Raw genomic sequence first — 12,874 nt, 5'->3', positions numbered from 1 at the left:
ATGCGCCGTGCCTGAAGCGCTGCCCGCCACCGGGCTGCTCGCCGCCTCCTGGCTGCTGATCGCGCTGCCGCTCGCCGGCGCCGCGGTGCTGCTGCTGGGCGGCCGGCGCACCGACCGCTGGGGCCACCTGCTCGGCACCGCCACGGTGGGCGCCGCGTTCGTGCTCGGCCTGCTGTGCACGTTCCAGGTGGCCGGCCTGGACGAGCGCTCGGCCGGCGTCGACCTGTTCACCTTCATCTCCGCCGGCTCGCTCGACATCCAGCTGGGGCTGCTGCTCGACCCGCTGTCGATGGCGTTCGTGCTGCTGATCACCGGCGTGGGCTCGCTGATCCACGTGTACTCGATCGGCTACATGGCCCACGACGAGGGACGGCGGCGGTTCTTCGCCTACCTCAACCTGTTCGTCGCGGCGATGCTGCTGCTCGTCCTCGGCGACAGCTACCTGGCCCTCTACGTCGGCTGGGAGGGCGTGGGTCTCGCGTCCTACCTGCTCATCGCCTTCTGGTACACCCGCCCGGCCGCGGCCACGGCGGCGAAGAAGGCGTTCATCATGAACCGCGTCGGCGACGTCGGGCTGGCGCTGGCGATCTTCCTGATGTTCGCCCAGCTGGGGACGACGTCGTTCGAGGGCGTGCTGGGCGACGCCGGGCTGCTGGCCGGCGGCACGGCCACCGCCCTCGGCCTGCTGCTCCTGCTCGGCGCCTGCGGCAAGTCCGGCCAGTTCCCGCTGCAGGCCTGGCTGCCCGACGCCATGGAGGGCCCCACCCCGGTCTCGGCGCTCATCCACGCCGCGACCATGGTCACCGCCGGCGTCTACCTCATCGCCCGCTCGGCGCCGATCTACGACCAGACGCCGACCGCGCGCACCGTCGTCCTGTGCGTCGGGGCGCTGACCCTGCTGATCGGCGCGATCGCCGGCTGCGCCTACGACGACATCAAGAAGGTGCTGGCCTACTCCACGGTCAGCCAGATCGGCTACATGTTCCTGGCCGTCGGCCTCGGCCCGGCCGGCTACGTGGCGGGCCTGGCGCACCTGTACGCGCACGGCTTCTTCAAGGCCGGGCTCTTCCTCGGCGCCGGGTCGGTCATGCACGCCATGAACGACTCGGTCGACATGCGCCGCTTCGGCGGGCTGTGGAAGCGGCTGCCGATCACCTTCGGCACGTTCGGGCTGGGCTACCTCGCCCTCATCGGGATCATCCCGTTCTCGGGCTACTTCACGAAGGACGCGATCATCGAGGCGACCTTCGACCGGGGCGACACCCTCGGCTACGTGCTGGGCGGCATCGCCGTCCTCGGTGCCGGGCTGACCGCCTTCTACATGACCCGGCTGATGCTGATGACCTTCTTCGGCCGGCCGCGGTGGGAGGAGGACGTGCACCCGCACGAGTCGCCGTCGGTCATGACGGTGCCGATGATCGTGCTCGCCGTGGGCTCGGTGGCCGCCGGCTTCCTCCTGGTCACGGCCTTCCCGCTGGCCGACTGGATGGCGCCGGTCTTCGAGCAGGAGGAGGCCGAGCACGTCATCGCGCCGCTGACCATCGGGATCGTCGTCACCGCCGTCTCGCTGCTCGGCGTGGCGCTCGCCTGGCTGTTCGTCGGCCGCCGCGAGGTGCCGGTCACCGCGCCGACGCGCGTCTCGCCGGTCACCCGCGCCGCCCGCAACGCGCTGTACGCCGACACCGTCAACGAGTCGCTGTTCATGCGCCCCGGCCAGTGGCTGACCCGCGCGCTGGTCTTCCTCGACAACCGCGGCGTCGACGGCGCGGTCAACGGCCTGGCCGCCACCCTCGGCGGCTCCTCCTCCCGGCTCGGCCGGGCGCAGACCGGCTTCGTCCGCACCTACGCCATGGGGATGCTCGGCGGCGCGGTCGTCGTCGCCGGGGCCCTGCTGGCGGTGACGGCCGGATGAGCGGACAGGGACGTGAGCATCGCAGCGAGGGACGAGCGAGGAGCGGAGCGTCCCGCGGGAGCGGACGAACGGCATTGAGCAACCCGACCTCCGAGAAGGGCACGCACCGTGGCTGACTTCCCCTGGCTCGTGCTCATGATCGCGGTGCCGGCGGTGGCCGCGGCCGCGGTCGCGGCGCTGCCCAAGGACCGCGAGGAGACGGCCAAGCAGGTCGCGCTGGGCACCGGCCTCGTCGTCCTGCTGCTGGCGGTGCTGGCCACGGTCTCGTTCGACCCCGACGGCGACCGGTTCCAGCTGATGACGTCGGTCTCGTGGATCCCCGGCTTCGGCGTCGACTTCGCCCTCGGTGTCGACGGCATCGCGCTGGTGATGCTGCTGCTGATCGGCGTGCTGGTGCCGCTGGTCGTCCTCGCCTCGTGGCGCGACACCGCGCCGGGCACGCGCTCGATGCGCACCTTCTTCGCCTGGCTGCTGCTGCTCGAGTCGATGATGGTCGGCGTCTTCGCCGCCACCGACGTCTTCCTCTTCTACGTCTTCTTCGAGGCGATGCTGGTCCCGATGTACTTCCTGATCGGGAGCTTCGGCGGCCCCCGGCGGCAGTACGCGGCGGTCAAGTTCTTCCTCTACAGCCTCGTCGGCGGCCTGGTCATGCTCGCCGCGGTGATCGGGCTCTACGTGGCCGGCGTCAACGAGCTGGGCGAGGGCACCTTCGCCTTCGACGTGCTGCGGCAGATCTCCATCGACCCGGGCCTGCAGAAGCTGCTCTTCCTCGGCTTCTTCGTCGCCTTCGCGATCAAGGCCCCGCTGGTGCCGTTCCACACGTGGCTGCCCGACTCCGGTGCCGAGGCGCCCATCGGCGGCGCGGTGCTGCTGGTCGGCGTCCTGGACAAGGTCGGCACGTTCGGTTTCCTGCGCTACTGCCTGCCGCTCTTCCCCGACGCCTCCCGCGACTTCGCGCCCTGGATCCTGGCGCTGGCCGTCGCCGGCATCCTCTACGCGGCGCTGCTGGCCATGGGGCAGAGCGACATGAAGCGTCTGGTGTCCTACACCTCGATCTCGCACTTCGGCTTCATCGCGCTCGGCATCTTCGCCTTCACCACCGAGGCCGGCACCGGCGCGGTGCTGTACATGGTCAACCACGGCATCTCGACCGGGCTGCTGTTCCTCGTGGTGGGCATGCTCATCGCCCGCGGCGGCTCCCGGCAGATCTCCGACTACGGCGGCGTGGCCCGCTTCGCGCCCCTGCTGGCCGGCAGCTTCCTCATCGCCGGCCTCGCCTCGCTGGCGCTGCCCGGCACCAACAGCTTCGTCAGCGAGTTCCTCACGCTGATCGGCTCGTTCCCGACGCGGCCGGTGTACACGATCATCGCGACCACCGGGATCATCCTGGCCGCGCTCTACATCCTGCTGATGTACCAGCGGACCATGCACGGCCCGCCGCGGGGCCTGCTCCTCGAGCCGGGGCCCGGCACGGGGGGTGCCGGCGGCGAGCCGCCGGCCGAGCCGGTGCACGGCGGCGGTGCGACGGCGACGCTGACCGCGCCCGCCCCGGCCGGCGCCCGGCTGCGGGTCGCCGACCTCGGCCGGCGCGAGATCGCCGTCGTCACCCCGCTGATCGCGCTGGTCATCGCGCTGGGCGTCTACCCGCAGCCGCTGATCGACCTGATCCGCCCGGCGGTGAGCGCCACCATGGAGGACGTCGGCGCTCCCGACGGCATCACCCCGCAGACCACCGACGCCACCTCCGAGCAGGGGGACTGATGCCCGAGATCTCCGCGCCGTCGATCTCCCTGGCGGCGCTCGCCCCCCTGCTGTTCGTGTTCGGCGCCGCCTGCGTCGGCGTGCTGGTCGAGGCGTTCGCGCCCCGCGAGAGGCGGCACCCCGTCCAGGTGGGGGTCGCGCTGGTCGGCACCGTCGGCGGCCTGGTCGCCACGCTGCTGCTCGCCCGGGGCGAGGACCGGGTCACCGCCGGGACGGCGCTCGCCGTCGACGGCGCCGGGCTGTTCCTGCAGGCCACGCTCACCGCCCTCGGCGCCCTGTCGGTGCTGCTGTTCGCCGAGCGGTCGCTGGACCCGGCCCGGTCGGCGTTCGTCGCGATGGCCGCCGTGCCGGCCGGCAGCCCCCGCGACCGGGAGCTGCTGACCGCGCAGCGGGTGCAGACCGAGGTGTACCCCCTGGCCACGTTCGCCCTCGGCGGCATGATGCTGTTCGTCACCGCGAACGACCTGCTGGTCATGTTCGTCGCGCTCGAGGTGCTGAGCCTGCCGCTGTACCTGATGTGCGGCCTGGCCCGCCGCCGGCGGCTGCTGTCGCAGGAGGCGTCGGTCAAGTACTTCCTGCTCGGCGCGTTCGCCTCCGGCTTCTTCCTGTACGGCCTGGCGCTGGTCTACGGCGCCACCGGCAGCGTGCGGCTCTCGGAGATCCGCGAGGCCGGCACCGCCGACACCGGCATCCTGCTGTCCCTCGGCCTCGCCCTGCTCGTCGTCGGCCTGCTGTTCAAGGCCAGCGTCGCGCCGTTCCACACCTGGACGCCGGACGTCTACCAGGGCGCCCCGACGCCGGTGACCGCCTTCATGGCCGCCTGCACGAAGGTCGCCGCGTTCGGGGCGATCCTGCGGGTGCTCTACGTCGCCTTCGGCACCGCGGAGTGGACCTGGCGCCCGATCGTCTACGGCGTCGCCATCGTCTCGATGGTCGTCGGCGCCGTGCTCGGCCTCACCCAGACCGACCTCAAGCGGATGCTGGCCTACTCCTCGATCGCGCACGCCGGGTTCATCCTCACCGGCGTGCTCGGCCTGGGCGCGGGCGCCGAGGGCTCGGGCCTGGCGGCGACGATCTTCTACCTGCTCACCTACGGCGTGACCACGCTCGGCGCGTTCGCCGTCCTCACCCTGGTCCGCGACGGCGACGGGGAGGCCGGCCACCTGTCGCAGTGGGCCGGGCTGGCGCAGCGCTCGCCGCTGACCGCCGCGGTGATGAGCCTGTTCCTGCTGGCGCTCGCCGGCATCCCGCTGACCAGCGGCTTCACCGGCAAGTTCGCGGTGTTCCGGGCCGCCATCGAGGCCGGCGCCTGGCCGCTGGCCGTGGTGGCCCTGCTGGCCAGCGCGGTGGCCGCGTTCTTCTACCTGCGGGTGATCGTGCTCATGTACTTCTCGCCGCCCGCGGCCGACGGGCCGACGGTCGGCGTGCCCGGCCTGCCGACCACGATCGTCCTCGCGATCACCGCCACGGCCACCCTCGTCCTGGGGATCGTGCCGGGGTCGGTCCTCGACCTGGCGGATCGGGCGGCTATCTTCGTCGGTTGATGACCGGAGCCCGCACCGCCGTCGACCGCGGCGTCCCCACCGAGGGGCGGCACCGGATCTCGACGCCGGCGTCGACCATCGGCCCCTGGCTGCCCGACGGGGGCCTGGGCGAGTCCCTCGCCGCGGGTCTCGCCGGGGTCGAGGCCGCCCTCTCCGCCGCCGTCGGCAGCGAGCACCCGGTCATCCGGGAGGCGGCGGGGCACCTCATGGCCGCCGGTGGCAAGCGGTTCCGGCCGATGCTGGCCCTGCTGGCCGCGCAGCTCGGGGACCCGCGCGCCCCCGAGGTCGAGCGGGCCGCCGTCGTCTGCGAGCTGACCCACCTGGCGACGCTGTACCACGACGACGTCATGGACGAGGCCGCCGTGCGCCGCGGGGCGCCCAGCGCCAACAGCCGCTGGGGCAACAGCATCGCGATCCTCACCGGCGACCTGCTCTTCGCCCGCGCCTCCGACCTGCTCGCCGACTTGGGTCCCGAGGCGGTGCGCGTCCAGGCCCGCACCTACGAGCGGCTGGTCAGCGGCCAGCTGCGGGAGACCGTGGGCCCGCAGCCGGGTGAGGACCCGATCGCCCACTACCTCGAGGTGCTCTCCGACAAGACCGGTTCGCTGGTGGCCACCTCGGCGCGCTTCGGTGCCTCCTTCGCGGGGGTCGACGAGCAGCTGGTGGCCGCGCTGACCGCCTTCGGCGAGGAGGTCGGGGTGGCCTTCCAGCTCAGCGACGACCTGCTCGACATCGTCAGCGCCGACGGCGCGTCCGGGAAGGCGCCCGGCACCGACCTGCGCGAGGGCGTCGCCACCCTCCCCGTGCTGATCGCGCTGGCCGGCGACGACCCGGCCGAGGCCCGGCTGCGGCAGCTCGTGGCCGGACCGGTCGGCGCCGAGGACCTCGCCGAGGCGCTGGAGCTGCTGCGCTCCTCCGCCGCGCTGGCCCGCGCCACCGACGTGCTGCGCGAGTACGCCGACCGCGCCCGCGACCGGCTGACCGCGGTCCCCGAGGGCGACGTCCGCGAGGCGCTCTCGGCCCTCTGCGACTACGTCGTGACCCGCACCAGCTGAGCAGGCACCGGTGCCCCCGACCGCTCGCAGGCTCGCGGCGGGGTCGTGCCTGGCGGCCGCGCTGCTGCTCGCCGGGTGCACCGCCGACGCGGGGCCGTCGGACGGCGCGGCCACCGGCACGACGCAGCCGCAGCCCCCGGTCAGCCAGCCGCCGCCCACCGCGCCGCCGCTCGACGTCGCCGTCGTCGCCGACGGGCTGGACCACCCCTGGGACGTCGCGCAGGCGCCGGACGGGACGCTCCTGGTGGGGGAGCGCGGCGGCGGCTTCACCGCGGTGCTGCCCGACGGCACCGCGCGGGAGCTCACCGCCGACCTCGACGACCTGTTCGCGCGCGGCGAGACCGGGCAGATGGGCCTGGTGCTCGACCCGGCCTTCGCCGCGAACCGGCGGTTCTACAGCTGCCAGGGGCGGCAGGCCGGCGAGGCACCGGACATCGCGGTGATCGCCTGGACCGTCGACCCGGCGTGGACCACCGCCACCCGGGTCGCCGACCCGCTGCTGGGCGGCATCCCGGTCAACAGCTCCTCGGGCCGGCACGGCGGCTGCCGGTTGCGCGTCGACCCCACCGGCGCGCTCCTGGTGAGCACGGGGGACAACGCCGTCGGCACCAACGCCCAGGACCGGACCAGCCTCGCCGGCAAGGTGCTGCGCATCGACGCCGCCACGGGCGCACCGGCCGAGGGCAACCCGTTCGCCGGCAGCGGCGCCGAGCCGTACCTGTGGACCTACGGGCACCGCAACGTGCAGGGCCTCGCCGTCCGGCCCGGCACCGGGCAGGTCTACGCCGTCGAGCAGGGCACCCGGCGCGACGACGAGGTGAACCTTCTCGCGGCGGGCGCCAACTACGGCTGGGACCCCGGCCCCGGCGCCTACGACGAGAGCGTCCCGATGACCGACCCGGCCATCCCCGGCGCCGTGCCCGCGCTGTGGTCCTCCGGCGACCCCACCATCGCCACCTGCGGGGGCACCTTCCTCGACGGGGCGCAGTGGGGTGCCTACGACGGCCTGCTGCTGGTCGCCGTCCTCCGGGACACCGGGGTGCTCGCACTGCGGCTCTCCGAGGACGGCACCACGCTGGTCGAGCAGTTCCGGCTGGCCGAGCTGGAGGACTCCTTCGGGCGGATCCGCACGGTGCAGCAGGGCGAGGACGGCGCGCTGTACGTCACGACCGACAACGGCGACGGCCGGGACCAGCTGTTGCGGGTCACGCCGAGGGGCTGACGCCGGTCGGCGCTCCTCGGCCCGGGAGCCGGACGAAGCGGGGACCGCGCCGGTGCGCGGGGGCCGAGGGCACGCCTCAGGGCAGCCGGCGGTCGCGCACCCGCGCGGGGACCGGGGTGCCGGCCGGGAGCAGGGGGCAGGGCTCCGGCTCGCCGAGCAGGGTGCGCACCGGCAGGACGCCGGCCCACACCGGGTCGCCCGCGCCGGGGGCGGGCAGGTCGCGCTCGTCGTCGACGGGCGGGCCGGTGCGCACCTTCACGCTCGCCTCGGCCAGGTCGAGGGCGAGCACCGCGGTGGCGGCGAGCTCCTTGCGGTCGGGCAGGCGGGTCGCCGTCCACGAGCCGGGCGCCAGGTGCTCGGTGATCGCCTCGAGCCCGAGCACCTTCTCGGCGGGGTCGGTGACCGACCGGGCGGTGCCGTGGACGACGGCGCAGCGGTAGTTGACCGAGTGGTGGAACGCCGAGCGGGCGTAGACCACGCCGTCGAGGTGGGTGACGGTGAAGCAGACCGGGGCGCCGGCGGTCGCGGCCCGCAGCGTGGCGGCACCGGTGGAGCCGTGCAGGTAGAGCGTGTCCCCGCGCCGCCCGAAGCCGGTGGGCAGCACCACCGGTGCGCCGCCGAGCACGATCCCGAGGTGGCCGACCAGCCCGGCGTCGAGCACGGCGTACAGGTCGGCTCGGTCGGTGCGCGCACGCCGGGAACCCCGCCGGACGGTGCTGCGCGGGGTGGGGGAGAGCGGCGCCGAGGAGTTCATGCGACCGAGCCTGCCGGGGAGCGTGGCATCCTCCAACGGCCACTTCCGCGCGATTCCAGCAGTCCACCACCCAGGAGGTTCCGGTGGTCGAGATCCCACCGGTCGTGCTCGACCGCGAGGCCGGCAGGCCGCTGGCGGTGCAGCTGGCCGATGCCCTGCGCGTCGCCGCGGCCGCCGGCACCCTGCGCCGCGGCGACCGGCTGCCGTCGACCCGGCAGCTCGCGAGCGCGCTGCGGGTCAGCCGCACGGTGACCGCGGCCGCCTACGACCAGCTGCTGGCGGAGGGCTGGGCCGACGGGCGGCGCGGGGTGGGCACCTTCGTCGTGGGCGGTCCGGCGGCGGAGCGGCACCCCGCGGTCCCGGTCGGCGCGGCGCTCGCCGAGCCGGGACCCCGGCTGGTCGACCTGCGGGCCGGGTCCCCGTGCCTGGAGGTGCTGGACCGGGCGGCCTGGCGCCGGGCCTGGCGCGCCGCCGGCGACCTCCCGCCGGACGGCGAGCCCGAGCCGGCCGGCGACCCGGCGTTCCTCGCCGCGGTCGCGGACCACCTGCTGCGGCACCGGGGCGTGGGGGCCGCGGCCGCCGACCTGCTCGCCACCGGGGGCACCTCCGCCGCGGCGGCCGAGGTCGCGCGGCTGCTGCCCCCGGGCAGCCGGGTGGGGGTGGAGAGCCCCGGGTACCAGCGCGTGGCCGCCGCCCTGGCCGCCGCCGGGGCGACGGTGGTCCCGGTCCCGGTGGACGGCGACGGGCTGGTGGTGGACGCCGTGCCGCCGGGGCTGGCCGCCGTCTACTGCACGCCGGCGCACCAGTTCCCGCTCGGCCGGCGGATGTCGGCGGCCCGCCGGCTGGCCCTGGTGGAGCGGGCCCGCGCGGAGGGCTGGTGGGTGCTCGAGGACGACTACGACGGGGAGCTGCGCTACGACGTGGCACCGCTGCCCCTGCTCGCCGCGCTCGGGCCCGACGTCGTCGTCCACCTGGGCACGACCAGCAAGATCGTCAGCCCCACCCTGGGGGTCGGCTGGCTGGTGGCACCGGCGGCGCTGCGCCGCGAGCTGGTGGCCCGGCGCACGGCCACCGGCACCCGGCCGGCACGGGCCGGCCAGCGGGTGTTCGCCGCGCTGGCCGCGTCCGGCGACCTGGCCCGGCACCTGCGGCGGGTCCGCCGGGAGCTGGCCGGGCGGCGGGCGGCCGTGCTCGCCGCCGTCGCGGCCGCGGGACGCCGGGCCGAGGGGGACCCGGCCGGGGCCCACGTGTTCGTCCCGCTGCCCGACCGGGCCGCCGAGGACGCCGTCGTGGCCGCGGCCCGCGCCCGCGGGCTGGCGCTGGACGGGCTGGCCCGGTACCGGACCGCCGGCGCGCAGCTCGGCCCGCCCGCCGGGCTGGTCACCGGCTTCGCGGCACCGACCCGCGCGCAGCTGTCCGCGGCGCTACCCGTGCTGACCGAGGTCCTGGCCGACGCGTGAGGCCCCCTGCCGGGCCCCTGCCGCGGGTACGGACGGGGGGCCCTGCAGGGGGTCCTTCCTCAGGCGGGGATCGTCCAGGTGTCGCTGCCGGCCAGCAGCGCGCCCAGGTCGGCCGGCTCGCCGGCCCGGGCCTGCTCGACCTGCTCGGCCATCATCCGGTCGTACGTCGGCCGCTGGACGGCGCGGAAGACGCCCATCGGGGTGTAGCGCAGGTCCTGGCCCGAGAGCCGGGACAGCGCGAACGCGTACGAGGGGTCCTGCCGGGTGGCGTCGTGGACGACGATGTCGCCGGGGGCGACCTGGCTGGTCTCGGCGATCCGCAGCCCGCCGAACTCGTCGCGGACCACGCACGAGGCGCCGTCCGGGCCGAACACCAGCGGCTCGCCGTGCACCAGCGGGATCGTCCACTGCTTGCCGGTCGTGGGGTCCTTGAGCAGGTCGAACGCGCCGTCGTTGAAGATGTTGCAGTTCTGGTAGATCTCGACCAGCGCGGTGCCCTGGTGCTCGGCCGCCTGGCGCAGCACCTCGGTGAGGCCCTTGCGGTCGGAGTCCATCGCCCGGCCGACGAAGGTGGCGTCGGCGCCCAGGGCCAGCGACACCGGGTTGAACGGGTGGTCCAGCGAGCCCATCGGGGTCGACTTGGTCACCTTGCCCACCTCGGAGGTGGGGGAGTACTGGCCCTTGGTGAGCCCGTAGATCCGGTTGTTGAACAGCAGGATCTTCAGGTTCACGTTGCGGCGCAGCGTGTGGATCAGGTGGTTGCCGCCGATCGACAGCGCGTCGCCGTCGCCGGTCACCACCCACACCGACAGGTCGGGCCGCGAGGCCGCCAGGCCGGTGGCGATCGCCGGCGCCCGCCCGTGGATGGAGTGCATCCCGTAGGTGTTCATGTAGTACGGGAACCGCGAGGAGCACCCGATGCCCGAGACGATGACCATGTCCTCACGGGCGATGCCCAGGCTGGGCAGGAAGCTCTGGACCGCGTTGAGGATGACGTAGTCACCGCACCCGGGGCACCAGCGGACCTCCTGGTCGGTCTTGAGGTCCTTGGCCTTGAGCTCGGTCTGCTTCTCGCCGACGGTGGTCGCGGCCGTGATGGGGTCGGTCCCCGGCATGCCGAGGTCGATGGTGGTCACTTCGTGCCTCCGTTGAGGGCCGTGGCCCGTCCGGTGGTGGGCTCGAGGGCAGCCGCCCGGGCGGGCGCCGGTGCGGTGGTCGAGTCGATCGCGCCCTGGAGGACGGCGGCGAGCTCGGCCGCGCGGAAGGGCAGGCCGCGCACCTGGGTGTGGCTCTCGACGTCGACGAGGTAGCGCGCCCGCAGCAGCGTCGCCAGCTGCCCGAGGTTCATCTCCGGGCAGATGACCCGGTCGTAGCGGGCGAGCACCTCGCCGAGGTCGGCGGGCATCGGGTTGATGTGGCGCAGGTGGATCTGCGCGATCGACCGGCCGGACTTGCGGACCTGGCGGCACGCCGCGCCGATCGGCCCGTAGGTCGAGCCCCAGCCGATGACGGCGACCCGCGCGCGGCCGTCGGGGTCGTCGACGTCGGTCGGCGGGATGGTGGCCGCGATGCCGTCGACCTTGGCCTGCCGGGTCCGGGTCATGAAGTCGTGGTTGTCCGGGTCGTAGGAGATGTTGCCGGTGCGGTCGGCCTTCTCCAGCCCGCCGACGCGGTGCTGCAGGCCGGCCGTGCCGGGGATGGCCCAGGCCCGGGCCAGCGTCTCCGGGTCGCGCAGGTAGGGGAGGAACTCGCCGTCCTCGCCGTTGGGCTCGGTGGCGAACTCCACCCGCAGGTCGGGCAGCGACTCGACGTCCGGGACGGCCCACGGCTCGGCGCCGTTGGCCAGGTAGCCGTCGGACAGCAGCATCACCGGGGTGCGGTAGGCCAGCGCGATGCGCGCCGCCTCGAGCGCGGCGTCGAAGCAGTCGCCGGGCGACCGCGGGGCGATCACCGGCAGCGGCGCCTCGCCGTTGCGGCCGAACATCGCCTGCAGCAGGTCCGACTGCTCGGTCTTGGTCGGCAGGCCCGTCGAGGGCCCGCCGCGCTGGACGTCGACGACGACCAGCGGCAGCTCGAGCATCACGGCCAGGCCGATCGCCTCGGACTTCAGCGAGATGCCGGGGCCGGAGGTCGTGGTGACGCCCAGCGCGCCGCCGAACGACGCGCCGATCGCGGCGGAGACACCGGCGATCTCGTCCTCGGCCTGGAACGTGCGGACGCCGAAGGACTTGTGCCGGGACAGCTCGTGGAGGATGTCCGACGCCGGGGTGATCGGGTAGGCGCCGAGGAACACCGGCAGCCCGGAGCGCTGCCCGGCCGCGACGATGCCGTACGCCAGCGCCTGGTTGCCGGAGATGTTGCGATAGGTCCCCGGCGCCATCGGCGCCGGCTTGACCTCGTAGGAGACGGCGAAGGCCTCCGTGGTCTCGCCGTAGTTGTAGCCGGCGCGGAACGCGGCGATGTTGGCCGCGGCGATCTCGGGCTTGCGGCGGAACTGCCGCTCGAGGAAGCGGATCGTGCCCTCGGTCGGCCGGTGGTACATCCACGACAGCAGGCCGAGCGTGAACATGTTCTTGCTCCGCTCGGCCTCCTTCTTGCCCAGGCCGGAGTCGGCGAGCGCGTCGAGCGTCATGCTCGTCAGCGGCACGCTGAACAGCTGCCAGCCCTCCAGCGAGCCGTCCTCGAGCGGGTTGGTGGCGTAGCCGACCTTCGCCAGGTTGCGCGGGGTGAACTCGTCGGAGTCGACGATGAGCAGCCCGCCGCCGGGCAGGTCGGAGAGGTTCGCCTTGAGCGCCGCGGGGTTCATCGCGACGAGGACGTCGGGGGCGTCGCCCGGCGTCATGATGTCGTGGTCGGCGAAGTGCAGCTGGAAGGAGCTGACGCCGGGCAGGGTCCCCGTCGGCGCGCGGATCTCGGCGGGGAAGTTGGGCAGCGTCGACAGGTCGTTGCCGAAGGACGCCGTCTCGCTGGTGAACCGGTTGCCGGTCAGCTGCATGCCGTCGCCGGAGTCGCCGGCCAGCCGGATGACCACGCGGTCGAGGCTGACCACGCTCTTCACCAGGCCGCCGGGGGCAGCCCCGGCCGCCGAGCCGTTCGCGGAGCCGTTCGCCGGGCCCACCGCCGTCGCCGGAGCGTCGGGCGCGTTGCTGCCAGTCATCTCTGGTCC

General features: G+C 74.4%; 9 protein-coding genes. 6 read left to right on the top strand and 3 right to left on the bottom strand.

Annotated elements, in window-relative coordinates:
- The first annotated feature begins 7 nt into the window (after positions 1-7).
- From nuoL to ACI78S_RS11085, 5 genes are all read left to right on the top strand, one after another.
- Positions 8-1,912, top strand: a complete 1,905-nt coding sequence (gene nuoL, locus ACI78S_RS11105; protein ID WP_456973135.1) for an NADH-quinone oxidoreductase subunit L — start codon at positions 8-10, stop codon at positions 1,910-1,912.
- Positions 1,913-2,020: 108 nt separating this feature from the next.
- Complete coding sequence (locus tag ACI78S_RS11100) at positions 2,021-3,673, top strand: NADH-quinone oxidoreductase subunit M (RefSeq protein WP_456973133.1); 1,653 nt, start codon at positions 2,021-2,023, stop codon at positions 3,671-3,673.
- On the top strand, positions 3,673-5,217 hold the full coding sequence (gene nuoN / locus ACI78S_RS11095) for an NADH-quinone oxidoreductase subunit NuoN (protein ID WP_456973131.1): 1,545 nt from the start codon (positions 3,673-3,675) through the stop codon (positions 5,215-5,217). The genes ACI78S_RS11100 and nuoN overlap by 1 nt, the downstream gene beginning before the upstream one ends.
- Positions 5,217-6,272 (top strand): polyprenyl synthetase family protein, encoded by a 1,056-nt coding sequence (locus tag ACI78S_RS11090; RefSeq protein ID WP_456973129.1) that lies wholly within the window; start codon positions 5,217-5,219, stop codon positions 6,270-6,272. The genes nuoN and ACI78S_RS11090 overlap by 1 nt, the downstream gene beginning before the upstream one ends.
- Positions 6,273-6,282: 10 nt before the next feature.
- Complete coding sequence (locus tag ACI78S_RS11085; protein WP_456973127.1) at positions 6,283-7,494, top strand: PQQ-dependent sugar dehydrogenase; 1,212 nt, start codon at positions 6,283-6,285, stop codon at positions 7,492-7,494.
- A 76-nt stretch (positions 7,495-7,570) separates the two neighbouring features.
- Here ACI78S_RS11085 and ACI78S_RS11080 read toward each other — a convergent pair whose 3' ends face one another.
- Positions 7,571-8,248, bottom strand: coding sequence for a pyridoxamine 5'-phosphate oxidase family protein (locus ACI78S_RS11080; RefSeq protein WP_456973125.1), 678 nt, complete (start codon positions 8,246-8,248; stop codon positions 7,571-7,573).
- Positions 8,249-8,331: 83 nt separating this feature from the next.
- Here ACI78S_RS11080 and ACI78S_RS11075 point away from each other — a divergent pair, with 83 nt between their 5' ends.
- Positions 8,332-9,708, top strand: a complete 1,377-nt coding sequence (locus ACI78S_RS11075; protein ID WP_456973123.1) for an aminotransferase-like domain-containing protein — start codon at positions 8,332-8,334, stop codon at positions 9,706-9,708.
- 59 nt (positions 9,709-9,767) lie between these two features.
- Here the strand turns inward: ACI78S_RS11075 and ACI78S_RS11070 are convergent, their stop codons facing one another.
- On the bottom strand, positions 9,768-10,844 hold the full coding sequence (locus ACI78S_RS11070) for a 2-oxoacid:ferredoxin oxidoreductase subunit beta (protein ID WP_456973121.1): 1,077 nt from the start codon (positions 10,842-10,844) through the stop codon (positions 9,768-9,770).
- On the bottom strand, positions 10,841-12,865 hold the full coding sequence (locus ACI78S_RS11065) for a 2-oxoacid:acceptor oxidoreductase subunit alpha (RefSeq protein ID WP_456973119.1): 2,025 nt from the start codon (positions 12,863-12,865) through the stop codon (positions 10,841-10,843). Before ACI78S_RS11065 ends, ACI78S_RS11070 begins: the two co-directional genes overlap by 4 nt.
- Positions 12,866-12,874: the final 9 nt, after the last annotated feature.

Source organism: Geodermatophilus sp. SYSU D00815 (assembly GCF_054050035.1).
The sequence above is the reverse complement of the archived record's forward strand: the minus strand, read 5'-3'. Positions and strand labels throughout refer to the sequence as shown.

Coding starts and splice junctions, on each gene's coding strand:
- ACI78S_RS11065 (WP_456973119.1), bottom strand. CDS start 12,865: ATGACTGGCAGCAACGCGCCCGACGCTCCGGCGACGGCGGTGGGCCCG.
- ACI78S_RS11080 (WP_456973125.1), bottom strand. CDS start 8,248: ATGAACTCCTCGGCGCCGCTCTCCCCCACCCCGCGCAGCACCGTCCGG.
- nuoN (WP_456973131.1), top strand. CDS start 3,673: ATGCCCGAGATCTCCGCGCCGTCGATCTCCCTGGCGGCGCTCGCCCCC.
- ACI78S_RS11090 (WP_456973129.1), top strand. CDS start 5,217: ATGACCGGAGCCCGCACCGCCGTCGACCGCGGCGTCCCCACCGAGGGG.